This window comes from Sphingobium sp. (genome assembly GCF_035511395.1).
Lineage (GTDB): Bacteria > Pseudomonadota > Alphaproteobacteria > Sphingomonadales > Sphingomonadaceae > Sphingobium.
In genome coordinates this window covers 1-14,974 of sequence record NZ_DATKFP010000250.1, presented here as the reverse complement: position 1 = coordinate 14,974, position 14,974 = coordinate 1, and the positions used below count along the sequence as shown (strand labels likewise).

Here is a 14,974-nt window from a genome sequence, read left to right as displayed (position 1 = left end):
CATTGCATATGAATGCGCCACGATGGTCCCCTTCCTCCGCCGCTTCGCCCCTATTCTTGGCTTCACCCTGGCGCTGATCGCGCCGGCATCGCTGCATGCCGAGCAGCAGGATATCGCCGCCGCCGCGCGCGGCGTGGTCCGCGTCGCGCTGGTCGCGACCGACGGGTCTGACGCCTATTTCGTCGGCCATGGCAGCGGCTTTGCGGTCGCGCCGGATAAGGTGCTGACCAACGCCCATGTCGTCGAACTGGCGCGCGAGGAGAAGAATCTCGTAATCGGCGTGATCCCGTCCGAAGGGACCAAGACCTATGGCGGGCGAATCATCGCCTATTCGCCGGGCAACGACCTCGCCCTCATCCAGCTGGAGGAAGGCCGCCTGCCGGTCAGCACCTTCTACGCCGGGGCCGTTACCGACGGGCAGCATGTGACCGCGATCGGCTATCCCGGCACGGTCGACCGGGCGCAGGGGCTGGGCCTCAAGCAGCTGGTCGAGCCGCTGGCGACGGTGAAGACCAGCGGCAACATCTCCTCCGGCCGTGCGAGCCAGAGCTTCGACACGATTCTCCACACCGCACCGCTGGCCGCAGGCAATAGCGGCGGCCCGCTGGTCGACGATTGCGGCCGGGTGCTGGGCGTGAACAGCTTCGGGTCCGTGTCGGACGGCAATGACGCGGAGTTCGGATTTGCCGTGTCCTGGCGCGAGGTCGCCTCCTTCCTGCGACAGGCGGGCGTATCCTCGCTTCATAGCGTGGTCGGATGCCGCTCCATGGCGGACGCCGACGCCGCCGACGCCGCCCTGACCCAGCGTGAGGCGCAGGCCAGCGAGCAGAAGACCCGCGCCAGCGCCGATGCGCGCGAACAGGCGCTGGCCAAGGCGCGCGACGATGCCGAGCGCGACGTCATCACCGCGCGCGAAAACGCGATGGCGGGCGCAGCGGTCTTCCTGGCGCTCGCGGTGCTGGGCCTTGGCGCGGGCGGCCTCTTCTACACCCAGGGCAAGGAGAAGAAGGCGACCTGGTTCCTGGCCGGCGGTGGCGTGCTGCTGTTCCTGGCGCTCGGCCTCTTCTTCCTGAAACCCAGCTTCTCCAGCATCGACGAGCGGATCAAGCTGCCCGACGACAAAGGCGTGACCGCCAATGGCGCCTTCGCCTGGACCGGCGACAATGTCTGCAAGGTCGATATCAGTCGCAGCCGCCTTACTGTATCGCAGCCCAATGATGTCGGCTTCAACTGGTCCGACGGCGGCTGCGTCAATGGCGACAGCCAATATGTGTCGGTCGGCACCCAGTGGCAGCGCCCCACCATCCCCGAAGACGCCAATTATGTATCGACCAGCCAGTTCGACCCGGCGACCGGCACGCTGCGCGTCCAGCGCTGGCTGCCCGACATCGACACGATGGACAAGGTGCGCGGGCTGTTGAAGGACAAGCCGGCGAAGGGTTGCGGCAGCGACTCCGACCTGCTGGCGAGGATCGCGACGCTCCAGAGCGATATGACAGCGTTGCTTCCGGCCCAGCCCAACGAACGGATCATCTATCATTGCCAGAAGGGCCGGCTTGCCCCGGCCGATCCTGCCGAATAACCGATTCGTCGCACCGCAAATACTCAGTCAAATTGCCGCTTTTCCATACTATCGATGGAATCGTGTCACATGACTTGCATAGTCATAATGGCACTGCTAACCGGCCGGGCATCAGGGGTTCGGGACGGTAACAAACCGCGCCCCTCTTTTTTGCACGATTTGCAAATTAAGTGGAGGACGGTAAGCGCGTGGAGACTAGCGGCGGTATTAAGGCCAGCCTCAGCGGCCGCTATGCGGTGGCCCTGTTCGATCTGGCGCGCGACGCAAATTCGCTCGACACGGTGGCGGACAGCCTTGCCGCGCTCAAGGCGGCAGTGGCCGAATCAGCCGATTTCAAGGGGCTGATCAACAGCCCCGTGCTGAGCCGGGACGCAGCAGGCAAGACGATCGCCGCCGTCGCATCCTCCATGGGAATCGATGCGCTGACGACGAAATTTCTTGGCGTGCTCGCCCAGAACCGTCGCCTGGCCCAGCTTCCCGCGGTCATCCGCGCCTATGAAACCCTGCTGTCGAATCACAAGGGTGAAGCCCGCGCCGAAGTCACGAGCGCCCACCCGCTCAGCAAGACCCAGATCACCGCTCTGCAAAAGAGCCTGAAGGCCCGTGTCGGTCGCGAAGTCGCGGTCGATGCCAAGGTCGACCCCGCGATCCTGGGCGGGCTGGTCGTCAAGATCGGCAGCCAGATGATCGATTCCTCCATCCGCACCCGTTTGAACACGCTCGCCCACGCGATGAAAGGCTGAAAGGCTGAACATGGATATCAACGCCGCAGAAATTTCGAAGGTCATCAAGGACCAGATCGCCAATTTCGGCACCGAAGCGCAGGTGAGCGAAGTCGGTTCCGTGCTGACCGTGGGTGACGGCATCGCCCGCGTCCATGGCCTCGACAACGTCCAGGCGGGCGAAATGGTCGAGTTCGCCAATGGCGTTCAGGGCATGGCGCTCAACCTCGAAGCCGACAATGTCGGCATCGTGATCTTCGGCTCGGACGCCGAGATCAAGGAAGGCGACGTCGTCAAGCGTACCGGCACCATCGTCGACGTTCCCGTCGGCAAGGGCCTCCTCGGCCGCGTGGTCGACGGCCTCGGCAACCCGATCGACGGCAAGGGCCCGATCCAGTATACCGAGCGCAAGCGCGTCGAAGTCAAGGCGCCGGGCATCATCCCCCGCAAGTCGGTGCATGAACCCGTGCAGACCGGCCTCAAGGCGATCGACGCCCTCGTCCCCGTCGGCCGTGGCCAGCGCGAACTGATCATCGGCGACCGCCAGACCGGCAAGACCGCCGTCGCGATCGATACCTTCATCAACCAGAAGGGCATCAACGCAGGCGATGACGAGAGCAAGAAGCTCTACTGCATCTACGTCGCCGTCGGCCAGAAGCGCTCGACCGTCGCGCAGATCGTCAAGCAGCTCGAAGAAAATGGCGCGATGGAATATTCGATCGTCGTCGCCGCGACCGCTTCGGAGCCGGCTCCGCTCCAGTATCTGGCGCCCTATACCGGCGTCACCATGGGCGAATTCTTCCGCGACAACGGCATGCACGCCGTGATCGTCTATGACGACCTTTCCAAGCAGGCCGTCGCCTATCGCCAGATGTCGCTGCTGCTGCGTCGTCCTCCGGGCCGTGAAGCTTACCCCGGCGACGTGTTCTATCTGCACAGCCGCCTGCTGGAGCGTGCAGCCAAGATGAACGACGCCAACGGCAACGGCTCGCTGACCGCGCTGCCGATCATCGAAACGCAGGCGGGCGACGTGTCGGCCTACATTCCGACCAACGTGATCTCGATCACCGACGGCCAGATCTTCCTCGAAACCAACCTATTCTACCAGGGCATCCGCCCGGCCATTAACGTGGGCCTGTCGGTGTCGCGCGTCGGTTCCGCCGCGCAGACCAAGGCGATGAAGAAGGTTTCCGGCTCGATCAAGCTGGAGCTGGCCCAGTATCGCGAAATGGCGGCCTTCGCCCAGTTCGGTTCGGACCTCGACGCGTCGACCCAGAAGCTGCTGAACCGTGGTGCGCGCCTGACCGAACTGCTGAAGCAGGCCCAGTTCTCGCCGCTGCCCTTCGAAGAGCAGACCGCGTCGATCTTCGCCGGCACCAACGGCTATCTCGACAAGGTCGCCGTCAAGGACGTGACCCGTTACGAAGAAGCGATGCTGGCCTATCTGCGCCACGACCATGCCGACGTGCTGGCCGCGATCCGCGACAGCAAGGATCTGGGCGACGAACCCAAGGCCAAGCTGAAGGCGGCGCTGGACTCGTTCGGCAAGACCTTCGCTTAAGACGCAGTGCTGACCGCCCATTCCCTTCTTGCCTGGACCGTGATGTCGATCGGTCTGGTGCTGCTGCCGGGACCGGACACCATGCTGGTGGCCGGTCACGCAGCACGCCGTGGGCTGAAGGCGGGGATGGCGGCGATCGGCGGCATCCAGCTGGGCGGCCTGTTCTACATGCTGCTGTGCGGCTTCGGCTTCCTCAGCGTGCTGAACGCGATACCGGGGCTGTTCATGGCGGTGAAGATCGCCGGCGCGATCTATCTGGCGTGGATGGGTATCGGCCTGCTGCGCGGTGCGATCAAGCCCGCGCCGGCTGAGGACGCGCCCAGGGTCCGGATCGGCGGATCGCCCTTCATGCAGGGTTTCATCAGCACCGTGCTGAACCCGAAGGTCGCGATCTTCTTCCTCGCCGCGCTGCCGCAGTTCGTCGGCACCGGCCCGGATGCGCCATGGCAGGGCATGTTGCTGATCGCGATCGTCTATGTGCTTGGCTTCGTCTGGTGCGCGCTGCTCGCGGCGCTCGCCACCAAGGCTGGCCGCAGGGTCGGTCAAAGCAGCGCGATGCGCTGGTTCGAAGGCGCCATGGGCGTCGGTTTCTTTGGTCTCGCGGGCCGCCTGGCCCTTGCTCGGAATGTTTGAATTATGCCCAGCTTGAAAGAACTGAAGATCCGCCGCGACTCAGTGAAGTCGACGCAAAAGATCACCAAGGCGAAGCAGATGGTCGCCGCCGCGAAGCTGCGCAAGGCGCAGGCCGCTGCGGAAGCCGCTCGCCCCTATAGCAGCCGTCTGGAAGCGGTCGTCGCCAGCCTCGCGACCAAGATCGCGGGCGGTTCGGGCGAAGGCGCCTCCCCGCTGCTCGCCGGCACCGGCAAGGACGACGTCCATCTGCTGGTCGTCGCGAACTCCGACCGTGGCCTCGCCGGCGCGTTCAACGCGAACATCGTCAAGGCCGCGATCCTCAAGGCGCGCGAACTGGAAGAAGCCGGCAAGAAGGTCATCTTCTACCTGATCGGCCGCAAGGGCCGTCCGGTCATCAACCGCACCTTCCCCGGCCAGATCGTTGCCAATTACGACACGACCGGCACCAAGGAGCCGGGCTTCGCCCAGGCGCAGGCGGTGGCGCACGAACTGACCGAAATGTATCTGAACGGCAAGTTCGACGTCGCCCACCTCTTCTACTCGCGCTTCAAGTCGGCTCTGGCCCAGATCCCAACCGAACAGCAGATCATCCCCGTGAAGATCCCGGCCGACGCCGACCGCAACGCCATCGGCGCGACGGTGGAATATGAGCCGAGCGAAGAAGCCATCCTGGACGACCTGCTGCCGCGCAACGTGACGGTGCAGATCTTCAAGGCGCTGCTGGAAAACAACGCGTCCGAACAGGGCGCATCGATGACCGCCATGGACAATGCGACCCGCAATGCCGGCGACCTCATCAACAAGCTGAACATTCAGTATAACCGTGGCCGCCAGGCCGCGATCACCACCGAACTCGTCGAAATCATTTCGGGCGCCGAAGCCCTTTAAGTGCAGGCAAGGACATAAGTCATGGCAACCACCAACAATGTAGGCCGCATTTCGCAGGTCATCGGCGCCGTCGTCGACGTGACCTTCCCGGATGCACTCCCCTCGATCCTCTCGGCGCTGGAAACCAGCAACAACGGCCAGCGCCTTGTTCTGGAAGTCGCCCAGCATCTGGGTGAAAACACCGTCCGCACCATCGCGATGGACTCGACCGACGGCCTGACCCGTGGTCAGGAAGTCACCGACACCGGCGCGCAGATCAGCGTTCCCGTCGGCCCGGCCACGCTCGGCCGCATCCTGAACGTCGTCGGCGAGCCGATCGACGAGCGCGGCCCGGTCGCCACCGAACTGCGTTCGCCGATCCATGCCAAGGCACCGGAATTTGTCGACCAGTCGACCGACGCGTCGATCCTCGTCACCGGCATCAAGGTCATCGACCTTCTGGCCCCCTATGCCAAGGGCGGCAAGATCGGCCTGTTCGGCGGCGCCGGCGTCGGCAAGACGGTTCTCATTCAGGAACTGATCAACAACATCGCCAAGGGCCATGGTGGCACCTCGGTCTTCGCGGGCGTCGGTGAACGCACTCGTGAAGGTAACGATCTGTACCATGAATTCCTCGACGCCAACGTCATCGCCAAGGATGCCGACGGCAACGCGATCAGCGAAGGCTCCAAGGTCGCTCTGGTGTACGGCCAGATGAACGAACCGCCGGGCGCCCGCGCCCGCGTCGCCCTGTCGGGCCTGACCATCGCCGAATATTTCCGCGACGTCGAAAATCAGGACGTGCTGTTCTTCGTCGACAACATCTTCCGCTTCACCCAGGCGGGCGCGGAAGTGTCGGCGCTGCTGGGCCGTATTCCTTCGGCCGTGGGCTATCAGCCGACCCTGTCGACCGACATGGGCGCGCTTCAGGAACGCATCACCTCGACCAACAAGGGTTCGATCACCTCGGTGCAGGCCGTGTACGTCCCCGCGGACGACTTGACCGACCCCGCGCCGGCCACCAGCTTCGCGCACCTTGATGCCACCACCGTGCTGAACCGCGCGATCTCGGAACTGGGCATCTATCCGGCGGTCGATCCGCTGGACTCGACCAGCCGCGTTCTGGAACCCCGCGTCGTCGGTCAGGAACATTATGAAACCGCCCGTGCGGTTCAGGCGATTCTCCAGAAGTACAAGTCGCTTCAGGACATCATCGCGATCCTGGGCATGGACGAGCTGTCGGAAGAGGATAAGGTCACGGTCGCCCGCGCCCGCAAGATCCAGAAGTTCCTGTCGCAGCCTTTCCACGTCGCCGAAGTCTTCACCGGCATCTCGGGCAAGTTCGTCCAGATCGAAGACACGGTGAAGTCGTTCAAGGCCGTGGTCGATGGCGAATATGACCATCTGCCCGAAAACGCCTTCTACATGGTCGGCGGCATCGAAGAAGCCGTCGAGAAGGCGAAGAAGCTGGCGGCCGAGGCAGCCTAAGCTGAACCTGTTCCCCTCCCGCTTGCGGGAGGGGCTAGGGGAGAGCGTGTAACCACAGCTCTCCGCAGACATCCCCTCCCCCGACCCCTCCCTAAAGGGAGGGGGGAGATAGAGAAAAATGGCACTGCATTTCGAACTCGTGACCCCGGAAAAGCTCGTCCGCTCGGAGGAGGTCTATCAGGTGGTCGTCCCCGGCACCGACGGCGATTTCGGCGTGCTGGAAGGCCATGCGCCCTTCATGTCGACCGTCCGCGACGGCTCGATCCAGATCTTCGCATCGGCTGGCGCCGCACCGGAAATCATCCCGGTCGAGGGCGGCTTTGCCGAAGTGAATGAAAAGGGTCTGACGGTTCTGGCTGAAAAGGCGGGCTGAAAAGCTCCAGATCGACAAGATTGAAAAAGGCCGCGCTCCCCGAAAAGGAGCGCGGCCTTTTTGGTTAGCCGCTCCTTAACCTTGTCCCGCTAATCGGATGCTCAACCGGGGAGTATCCATGTCCTATCTGCTTCAGGACCTCACAGGTCTTGGCCTTGCCAGCCTGCTGGCGCCGCTGCTGCTCTATGTCCCCGGACTGGGACTGGCCCGGCTGCTGTCGAGAGCCGGACTGGAGATGGAGGGCTATTGGCCGCGTATCGGCTGGGCCATGCTGCTGGGGCTGGCCATTCTCCCGATCTTCGACGTCCTGCTGATCCGTCTGGCTGGCATCCCGGCGATGATCCTGCTGCACGCCGCTCTCGCCCTGCATGGCCTGCCGCTGCTGAAGGGATGGCCGGCAACGACGCGCCCCGCCCCCTTTTTCCTGCTGGCGTTCGCGTGGTGGCTGATCTGCGCCTGGAGCTTCGTCGACGCGGATATCGACGGCAGCCTCTACCAGAGCCTCATCGTCCTCGACCTGGTCAAGCACAGCGCCGTGATCGAGCAGATCCTGCTCGAAGGCATCCCCTTCTCCGATCCCTTCTTCGCGCGCGATGGAATCGCCGGCTATTATCATTATTTCTACGCCTGGCCTGCCGCCGTCAAATGGATCGGCGGAGACGCGATCAGCGCCCGCATGGCCTTTGCCAGCACGGTCTACTGGAGCGGCTTCGGCATCGCGGCCCTGTTATGGCGCGTTGCGGCGGACGCAGCCTTCATCCGGCCCGGCCGTGGTCGTCGGCTGCTGATCCTCGCGATCCTGCTCAGCTTCGTGGCGGGCGCCGATCTGCTCTTCATGCTGCTGCGCTATCTGGTGGTCCATCGGATCGAGCCGGAACTCGACAGCTGGAACACCGAAATCCGCACGCTCGGCACCTCGGTCCTGTGGGTACCGCATCATGTCTGCGCGATGATCGCGGCGTGGGTCGGAATGCTGCTGGTCACGCGCGCCCCGCCGGGCAAACGCCTCATCCTGGGCGGCGCGGCCGGCGCGGCCTTCGCCACCATGTTCGGTGAATCCGCATGGATCGCCATCACGATCGCCCCCTTCCTTGCCGGCTGGACCCTGCTCCGCCTGTCACGGCGCGACATGACGCTGCTGGTCGCCGGCAGCGTCGCCCTGCTGCTCTCCATCCCGCAATTTTACGACATCATGCATGGCCGGGCGGCCGAAGCATTCCCCATCGCCTTCGGGGTCCGCATCTTCACCGTGATCTTCGCCGCCGACACGCTGACCGCGCAACTCTGGTGCCTGATCCTGCTGCCGCTCAACTATGGGCTGGAATTCGGCATCTGCGGCCTCGGCGCCTATCTCTACTGGCGCACCCGGCGGCGACCGGGCACGCAGGGCCTGCCCGTCCGCCAGTTGCTGCTGTGGAGCACCATTTCGGCGCTGATCGTCGCCAGCTTCTTCAAGTCGGTCATCATCAACAATGATCTGGGCTGGCGCGCGGTCCTATTCCCCGTGACGGCAGTGCTGATCTGGACGCTGCGACTGGCCCAGAGCGTCCCCTCCTTCCGCAGGCTTCATCCGCTGGCGATCGCCCTCCTCCTTCTGGGATCGGTGGGAACCGCCTGGGATCTGTTCGGCATGCGCCTGATCCGCCCACCCTATTTCCCGGTCAGGCCGATCGAGGTCAACAACGCTCCGCCGACCGCCTATGCGCTGCGACAGGCCTATGCCTGGGCGGACGAGAACCTGCCCGAAAAGGCCGTCCTCCAGCATAATCCCGCCATTACCCTCCGGGTGCTGGATTTCGGTCTTTACGGCCATCATTGGCCCGCCATCGCGGACGAACAGGCGAACCTGTTCGGATCGGGTGCGCAGGCCACCGCCGATCGCCTGGCCCTGCTGAAGCCGATCTACGATCGCCCCCTCGCCACGCAGGACGTCGTCCACCGCGCGCGCGCCGCCCGGATCGACTATCTGCTGTTCGCCCGGCGCGATCCCATCTGGCACCGCCTCGGTGGCCCGCCCCCCGCCTTCCCGTGCGTCTATCGCTCCGCGCTGATCTGCATCGCCGCCGTCCCGAAAGCAGGCCGTCCATGAAGACCTATGCAAGGCTCCTGCTCTGCCATCTGTTGGCGGTCATCCTCGGCTTCGCGCTCTATATCGGCCTGATCCGCAGCCCGCTGCTCGATCATCTCTCCATCCTCTTCTACCGGGGGGTGATGGTGGCCGGAGCGACGGCGATCATCCTGTTCGTGGGCGGACTGCTCCTGCGCGGCCGCTGGCGTCCGGACCCGTCCACGCTGGTCGGTGGCGTCGCTTTGTCGCTGGCGTTCAACATCAGCTTCCTCATCACCTTCCCAGTGACGTTCGACCGATCGATCACCATGTTCCTGCTCGCCCGGATCGAGGCGCAGGATGGGCGGCTCGATGCCCAGGGGCTGGAGCGCGTCTATGTGCGGGAATATCTGGGCGACATGCGGCAGATCGACCGGCGCGTCGCGGAACAGAGCCTGTCGGGCAATATCCGGGTCGAACGGGGCCACATCCATATCACGCCGCAGGGCCGGCGGTTGCTGACCGGCGGGCGCTGGATCGGCGCCTGGTTCAGCGCAGATCCGCGCTTCGTAACCGCTCCGCCGCCCGCCCGACCGGCCCATTAGCCTTTTATCAAAGTTTCCATCCTATTCACCTTCATCATAGACGACCGGTCTGCTCGGGTTCGCAGGATCGGCCAGAACATTACGGCGGAGACATATGAGCGCCTTTGGACGGAAAAATGGACCTGCCGGGATCAAGCCCGGCTTTGGCGTGGCCCGCCCGATGCAGGGCGGCGCGGCAGCGCGCGAGGAAGCGCCCCGTGGCGGCGATCAGTTCCCGCCGCTCGACATCGCATCCCTGACCGCGGAAGCGCCGTTCGACCCGCTGTCCGCACCGACGACCCAGATGCAGCGCAATGCCGACGCCATGTCGCGCCTGTCGGAACGCGCCAATGCCGAGCATATCCCTGACGCCGGCCCGCAGGGTTTCGAGGCGAGCGTCCACAAGATCAAGGAGCAGGTGCTTCCCCGCCTGCTGGAACGCGTCGATCCGGAAGCTGCCGCGACGCTCACCAAGGATGAACTGGCGGAAGAATTTCGCCCGATCATCATGGAAGTGCTGGCGGAACTGAAGCTGACGCTCAACCGGCGCGAACAGTTCGCGCTGGAAAAGGTGCTGGTCGACGAACTGCTCGGTCTCGGCCCGCTCGAAGAGCTTCTGGCCGACCCTGACATCACCGACATCATGGTGAATGGCCCGGAGCAGACCTATATCGAAAGGAAGGGCAAGCTCCAGATCGCGCCGATCAAGTTTCGCGACGAAGAGCATCTGTTCCAGATCGCGCAGCGTATCGTCAACAAGGTGGGCCGCCGCGTCGACCAGACCACACCGCTGGCCGACGCCCGCCTGCCCGACGGCTCCCGTGTGAACGTGATCGTACCGCCGCTCAGCCTCAAGGGCACGGCCATCTCGATCCGTAAATTCTCGGCCAAGCCGATCACCATCGACATGCTCGCCCAATGGGGCGCGATGAGCCCGAAAATGGCGACGGCGCTCAAGATTGCGGGCGCCTGCCGGTTCAACATTGTGATTTCGGGCGGCACGGGTTCGGGCAAGACCACCATGCTCAATGCCCTGTCGAAGATGATCGATCCGGGCGAACGCGTGCTGACGATCGAGGACGCGGCCGAACTGCGCCTGCAACAGCCGCACTGGCTGCCGCTCGAAACCCGCCCGCCGAACCTGGAGGGGCAAGGCGCGATCACCATCGGCGACCTCGTCAAGAACGCCCTGCGTATGCGTCCCGACCGCATCATCCTGGGCGAAATTCGTGGCGCGGAATGTTTCGACCTGCTCGCTGCGATGAACACGGGCCATGACGGGTCCATGTGTACGCTCCACTCCAACAGCCCACGCGAATGCCTCGGCCGTATGGAAAACATGATCCTGATGGGCGACATCAAGATCCCGAAGGAGGCCATTTCCAAGCAGATCGCCGACTCTGTCGATCTGATCGTACAGGTGAAGCGCCTGCGCGACGGTTCGCGCCGCGTCACCAACGTGACCGAGGTCATCGGCATGGAAGGCGACGTCATCGTCACGCAGGAACTGTTCAAGTTCGAGTATCATGACGAGGATGACAGCGGGAAGATCGTCGGCGAATATCGCTCGATGGGCCTGCGCCCCTACACCCTCGACAAGGCGCGCATGTTCGGCTTCGACCAGCCGTTCCTGGAAGCCTGTCTCTGAGGGAATAAATACCCCTCCTCCTGCGTAAGTGGCTGAGTAACCACGACACAGGGAGCTTTCAGTGTTTCGACGAACCATACGCCATCCCGTCCGCCACGGGATGGCGTTTCTTGTTATCGGCCTCTGCTCGCCCGCCGAAGCCGAAACCGACTATCCGCGGGTTCCCGAGCCCATGATCTTCGACATGATGCGGCCGCTGGGCGCGAAGCGCGGCGAACTGGAGGCCAACACGCTGGCCACGACGCCCCTTTCCGGTCCCGACAACAGTATCCAATGGGCGCCCGAAGTCGAATATGCGCTGACCGACGGCTTCGCGATCGAGGGCGAACTGCCGTTCGAGGATGGAAAGCTGGTCGAATTGAAGCTGGGACTTCAGGCCGCGTTCGGCGCATTCAACGGCGGCCACAGCGCCCATGGCGTGCAATATCTGGGCATCTATGATCGGGAAGCCCGCCATTACCGCAGCAGCTTCGCCTATATGCTGGCGCACCGCTACAACGACCGCTGGAGCAGCGTGTCGATGGCGGGCCTCGGCGATGTCTCCTTTTCCGGCGGGCATGGCCGCAATGCCGCCATCGTCAACCATTCGCTTTTCTACGACAGCGCGGACGGGCAGGTGCTGGGCCTCGAACTCAATTATCGCGGCGGATCGGAAGGCTATGTTCTCGCCATGCCGCAAATCCACCAGCGGCTGGCGGCCAAGGTCAATGTCCAGGCCGGCCTGGGCGCGGAACGCCCGCATGGCGATGTCTTCCGCCCCAAGGCCGGGATCAGGCTGATCCGCGAATTCTGATCTTTTCGATCACTCCGTTCCGTGACGCATCTTCGCCCGGCGGGCGAAGATGTTCAGCACTTCCACCAGCGTCGAGAAGGCCATGGCGGCATAGATATAACCCTTGGGCACATGCACGCCGAAGCCGTCGGCGATCAGCACCGCGCCGATCATCAGCAGGAATCCCAGCGCCAGCATCACGACGGTCGGGTTGCGGGCGATGAAATTGGCGAGCGGGTCGGCGGCGATCAGCATAACCGTCACCGCCACGATCACCGCGATATACATGACCGCAAGATTATCCGTCATGCCTACTGCGGTCAGGATCGAATCGAGCGAGAAGATCATGTCGAGCAGGATGATCTGCACGATCGCCGCGCCGAAGGTCATGGTCGCCACGCCCTTTTTGTCCAGTACGCCGTCGCCGGGCGCCGGATCGACGCTGTGATGGATTTCCTTGGTCGCCTTCCAGATCAGGAACAGGCCGCCGCCGATCAGGATCATGTCGCGCCACGAAAATTCGGTCTCGAAGGTCGGCGCGCCATGCATGTCGAGCGGCCCGTTAAAGCCCAGGTCGAACACCGGCTGCGTCAGCCCCACGATCCAGGCGATCATGGACAGCAGCACCAGCCGCATCGCCAGCGCCAGGCCGATGCCGATCTTGCGCGCCTTGGGCCGCTGCGCCTCCGGCAGCTTGTTGGTGAGGATGGAGATGAAGACCAGATTGTCGATGCCAAGCACCACCTCCATCACAACCAGCGCGATGAGCGCGGCAAGGGCTGTGGGGTCGGTGAAGGCGGTGATCAGACTGTCCATGATGCTCCTCATATGGGGCCGGTCGGCACGGTTCCGCAACGGAAACAGGGCAAGTGGGTTCCGCCATACATCCTTTGTAACATGACAACGCTAGCATATGGTCGGAATGTCGCGCCCCGCTGGACGAGTGCTTTTCTCTCGCCTAGCGAAGGCCTGTCATCCCATTTCCGGATCCGGCCCCCGGCCGCGATCTTCCGCCCCTTCCGCGAAAGGCGTCTCATGGCTCGCACCACCCTCACCCGCTTCCTGATCGAACAGCAGCGCACCGCCAACGTCCTGCCCGGCGAACTGCGCCTGCTGATTGAAACCGTCGCCCGCGCCTGCAAGACGATCAGCCATTCGGTCGGCAAGGGCGCGCTGGGTGAAGTGCTGGGCAGCCTCGACAGCGAGAATGTGCAGGGCGAGGTGCAGAAGAAGCTGGACGTGATCGCCAACGAACTGCTGCTCGACGCCAATGAATGGGGCGGCCACCTCGCCGCCATGGCGTCGGAAGAGATGGAAACCATCTATCCCATCCCCAACCGCTATCCCAAGGGCGAATATCTGATGCTGTTCGACCCGATCGACGGCTCCAGCAACATCGACGTCGACCTGTCGGTCGGCACCATCTTCTCCGTCCTCAAGGCGCCCGAAGGCTGTGCCGGTCGCGACGTGACGGAGGAGGATTTCCTTCAGGACGGCCGCCAGCAGGTCGCGGCGGGCTATGCCATCTACGGCCCCCAGACCATTTTGGTGCTGAGCGTCGGCACCGGCGTCTATGAATTCACGCTCGACCGCGAAGTCGGCAGCTGGGTCATGACCGATCCGGACATGAAGATGCCGCAGGGCAAGTGCGAGTTCGCCATCAACATGTCCAACCGCCGCCAATGGTCGCCGGCCATCACCCGCTATGTCGACGAACGCGTGCTGGGCACGGCTGGCCCGTGCGGCAAGGATTACAACATGCGCTGGACCGCCTCGATGGTGGCGGACGTGCATCGTATCCTGAAGCGCGGCGGCATCTTCATGTACCCTTACGACCACCGCACCCCCGGCAAGGCCAAGCTGCGCCTGATGTATGAAGCCAATCCGATGAGCTACCTGATCGAGCAGGCCGGCGGCGCATCGAGCGACGGCTTCATTCCCATCATGGACCTCCCCGCCAAGGCGCTGCACCAGCGCGTCGGCGTCGTGCTGGGCGACAAGGCCGAAGTAGAGGCGGTCGTCGCCTATGGCCGCGAGGAACAGGTCGCGGCCTGATCCACCGACCGAGATTCTCCGTCCGCCAAAAGCGGACGGAGGCTCCTTACCCCTCGATCAGGTCGAGATAGGCGACCACATCATTGTCGGTCGCCAGGAACAGGCCGTCCTGCACTTCGGCGGGCTGCTGCTCGGCGACGTGCAGCGCCTGGCTGAGCGGGCCATACATGATGGTCATGGCCGCCCCGTCGTCGCCAAGATGATAGAGGCGGACGGTGGCGGTATCGTAGGTGGTTCGCATGGCGCGGTTCTACCATCTTCGCGCGCGCAAGTCAGCGCCGGTCCTTGACCTTCATCGACGGCGCCAGTTCGTTCGCGCCGATGCGCACCGGGTCGTCGGTGAAATTGGCGACGAAGGTCGATCCGCGCGCCACCCCCGGCACGAAGCCCGCCTTGTTGCCCTCGATCACCAGCCCGGCGCTGCCATTCTCGCGGCCCTCTGGCGCGACAGTGATGAAGGCGGACCAGTTATCCTTGTCCTTGCCCTGCACCATTTCATTGCCGCTGATGACGCCGCTCGCCCCGTTGCTGAGGTCGATCATATAGTTGGTAAGGTACCCGCCGCTATCGTCGAAACTGTTGCCGGTAATGGTGACGCGCGCAGTGCGTGTCTTGAGATAATGGCCGCCATCGCCCTGGTCG

Annotated in this window: 14 protein-coding genes and 1 pseudogene; 12 read left to right on the top strand and 3 right to left on the bottom strand. The window is 63.9% G+C overall.

Annotated features, from left to right (window positions below):
* The first annotated feature begins 22 nt into the window (after nt 1–22).
* The 11 genes from VMR39_RS17630 to VMR39_RS17580 all read left to right on the top strand — a co-directional run bounded on the left by VMR39_RS17630 (nt 23) and on the right by VMR39_RS17580 (nt 12,298).
* Nucleotides 23–1,582 carry a serine protease gene (locus VMR39_RS17630; protein ID WP_325417464.1) on the top strand — a complete coding sequence of 520 codons (1,560 nt, stop codon included), beginning with the start codon at nt 23–25 and terminating at the stop codon, nt 1,580–1,582.
* A gap of 188 nt (nt 1,583–1,770) precedes the next feature.
* Complete coding sequence (locus VMR39_RS17625; RefSeq protein ID WP_325417462.1) at nt 1,771–2,325, top strand: F0F1 ATP synthase subunit delta; 555 nt, start codon at nt 1,771–1,773, stop codon at nt 2,323–2,325.
* 10 nt (nt 2,326–2,335) lie between these two features.
* Nucleotides 2,336–3,865 (top strand): F0F1 ATP synthase subunit alpha, encoded by a 1,530-nt coding sequence (gene atpA / locus VMR39_RS17620; protein WP_325417460.1) that lies wholly within the window; start codon nt 2,336–2,338, stop codon nt 3,863–3,865.
* Nucleotides 3,866–3,871: 6 nt separating this feature from the next.
* Nucleotides 3,872–4,498 carry a LysE family translocator gene (locus tag VMR39_RS17615; RefSeq protein WP_325417458.1) on the top strand — a complete coding sequence of 209 codons (627 nt, stop codon included), beginning with the start codon at nt 3,872–3,874 and terminating at the stop codon, nt 4,496–4,498.
* 3 nt (nt 4,499–4,501) lie between these two features.
* Nucleotides 4,502–5,386, top strand: a complete 885-nt coding sequence (locus VMR39_RS17610) for a F0F1 ATP synthase subunit gamma (RefSeq protein ID WP_325417456.1) — start codon at nt 4,502–4,504, stop codon at nt 5,384–5,386.
* A 21-nt stretch (nt 5,387–5,407) separates the two neighbouring features.
* Entirely contained in the window at nt 5,408–6,853 is a 1,446-nt protein-coding gene (gene atpD / locus VMR39_RS17605; protein ID WP_325417454.1) for a F0F1 ATP synthase subunit beta, read from the top strand.
* 118 nt (nt 6,854–6,971) lie between these two features.
* Nucleotides 6,972–7,226: an ATP synthase F1 subunit epsilon gene (locus VMR39_RS17600; RefSeq protein WP_325417452.1), complete on the top strand. Its 255-nt coding sequence runs from the start codon at nt 6,972–6,974 to the stop codon at nt 7,224–7,226.
* A 118-nt stretch (nt 7,227–7,344) separates the two neighbouring features.
* On the top strand, nt 7,345–9,315 hold the full coding sequence (locus tag VMR39_RS17595) for a hypothetical protein (RefSeq protein WP_325417450.1): 1,971 nt from the start codon (nt 7,345–7,347) through the stop codon (nt 9,313–9,315).
* Nucleotides 9,312–9,878 carry a hypothetical protein gene (locus tag VMR39_RS17590; RefSeq protein ID WP_325417448.1) on the top strand — a complete coding sequence of 189 codons (567 nt, stop codon included), beginning with the start codon at nt 9,312–9,314 and terminating at the stop codon, nt 9,876–9,878. The genes VMR39_RS17595 and VMR39_RS17590 overlap by 4 nt, the downstream gene beginning before the upstream one ends.
* Nucleotides 9,879–9,972: 94 nt before the next feature.
* Nucleotides 9,973–11,505: a CpaF family protein gene (locus VMR39_RS17585; RefSeq protein WP_325417446.1), complete on the top strand. Its 1,533-nt coding sequence runs from the start codon at nt 9,973–9,975 to the stop codon at nt 11,503–11,505.
* Nucleotides 11,506–11,605: 100 nt separating this feature from the next.
* Nucleotides 11,606–12,298, top strand: a complete 693-nt coding sequence (locus VMR39_RS17580) for a hypothetical protein (protein ID WP_325417444.1) — start codon at nt 11,606–11,608, stop codon at nt 12,296–12,298.
* Between the two features lie 9 nt (nt 12,299–12,307).
* Here the strand turns inward: VMR39_RS17580 and VMR39_RS17575 are convergent, their stop codons facing one another.
* Entirely contained in the window at nt 12,308–13,093 is a 786-nt protein-coding gene (locus VMR39_RS17575; protein ID WP_325417442.1) for a TerC family protein, read from the bottom strand.
* Nucleotides 13,094–13,312: 219 nt separating this feature from the next.
* Between VMR39_RS17575 and VMR39_RS17570 the strand changes: the two genes are divergently transcribed.
* Nucleotides 13,313–14,332 (top strand): class 1 fructose-bisphosphatase, encoded by a 1,020-nt coding sequence (locus VMR39_RS17570; protein ID WP_325417440.1) that lies wholly within the window; start codon nt 13,313–13,315, stop codon nt 14,330–14,332.
* Between the two features lie 46 nt (nt 14,333–14,378).
* Here VMR39_RS17570 and VMR39_RS17565 read toward each other — a convergent pair whose 3' ends face one another.
* Nucleotides 14,379–14,573, bottom strand: coding sequence for a hypothetical protein (locus tag VMR39_RS17565; RefSeq protein ID WP_179042493.1), 195 nt, complete (start codon nt 14,571–14,573; stop codon nt 14,379–14,381).
* A 31-nt stretch (nt 14,574–14,604) separates the two neighbouring features.
* Nucleotides 14,605–14,974, bottom strand: a pseudogene (locus VMR39_RS17560) (right-handed parallel beta-helix repeat-containing protein); the annotation flags it as partial.

What these genes read in the sequence shown, in the direction of transcription:
- VMR39_RS17630 (WP_325417464.1), top strand. Translation starts at nt 23, where the DNA reads ATGGTCCCCTTCCTCCGCCGCTTCGCCCCTATTCTTGGCTTCACCCTG.
- atpA (WP_325417460.1), top strand. Translation starts at nt 2,336, where the DNA reads ATGGATATCAACGCCGCAGAAATTTCGAAGGTCATCAAGGACCAGATC.
- VMR39_RS17610 (WP_325417456.1), top strand. Translation starts at nt 4,502, where the DNA reads ATGCCCAGCTTGAAAGAACTGAAGATCCGCCGCGACTCAGTGAAGTCG.
- atpD (WP_325417454.1), top strand. Translation starts at nt 5,408, where the DNA reads ATGGCAACCACCAACAATGTAGGCCGCATTTCGCAGGTCATCGGCGCC.
- VMR39_RS17600 (WP_325417452.1), top strand. Translation starts at nt 6,972, where the DNA reads ATGGCACTGCATTTCGAACTCGTGACCCCGGAAAAGCTCGTCCGCTCG.
- VMR39_RS17595 (WP_325417450.1), top strand. Translation starts at nt 7,345, where the DNA reads ATGTCCTATCTGCTTCAGGACCTCACAGGTCTTGGCCTTGCCAGCCTG.
- VMR39_RS17590 (WP_325417448.1), top strand. Translation starts at nt 9,312, where the DNA reads ATGAAGACCTATGCAAGGCTCCTGCTCTGCCATCTGTTGGCGGTCATC.
- VMR39_RS17585 (WP_325417446.1), top strand. Translation starts at nt 9,973, where the DNA reads ATGAGCGCCTTTGGACGGAAAAATGGACCTGCCGGGATCAAGCCCGGC.
- VMR39_RS17580 (WP_325417444.1), top strand. Translation starts at nt 11,606, where the DNA reads ATGGCGTTTCTTGTTATCGGCCTCTGCTCGCCCGCCGAAGCCGAAACC.
- VMR39_RS17575 (WP_325417442.1), bottom strand. Translation starts at nt 13,093, where the DNA reads ATGGACAGTCTGATCACCGCCTTCACCGACCCCACAGCCCTTGCCGCG.
- VMR39_RS17570 (WP_325417440.1), top strand. Translation starts at nt 13,313, where the DNA reads ATGGCTCGCACCACCCTCACCCGCTTCCTGATCGAACAGCAGCGCACC.
- VMR39_RS17565 (WP_179042493.1), bottom strand. Translation starts at nt 14,573, where the DNA reads ATGCGAACCACCTACGATACCGCCACCGTCCGCCTCTATCATCTTGGC.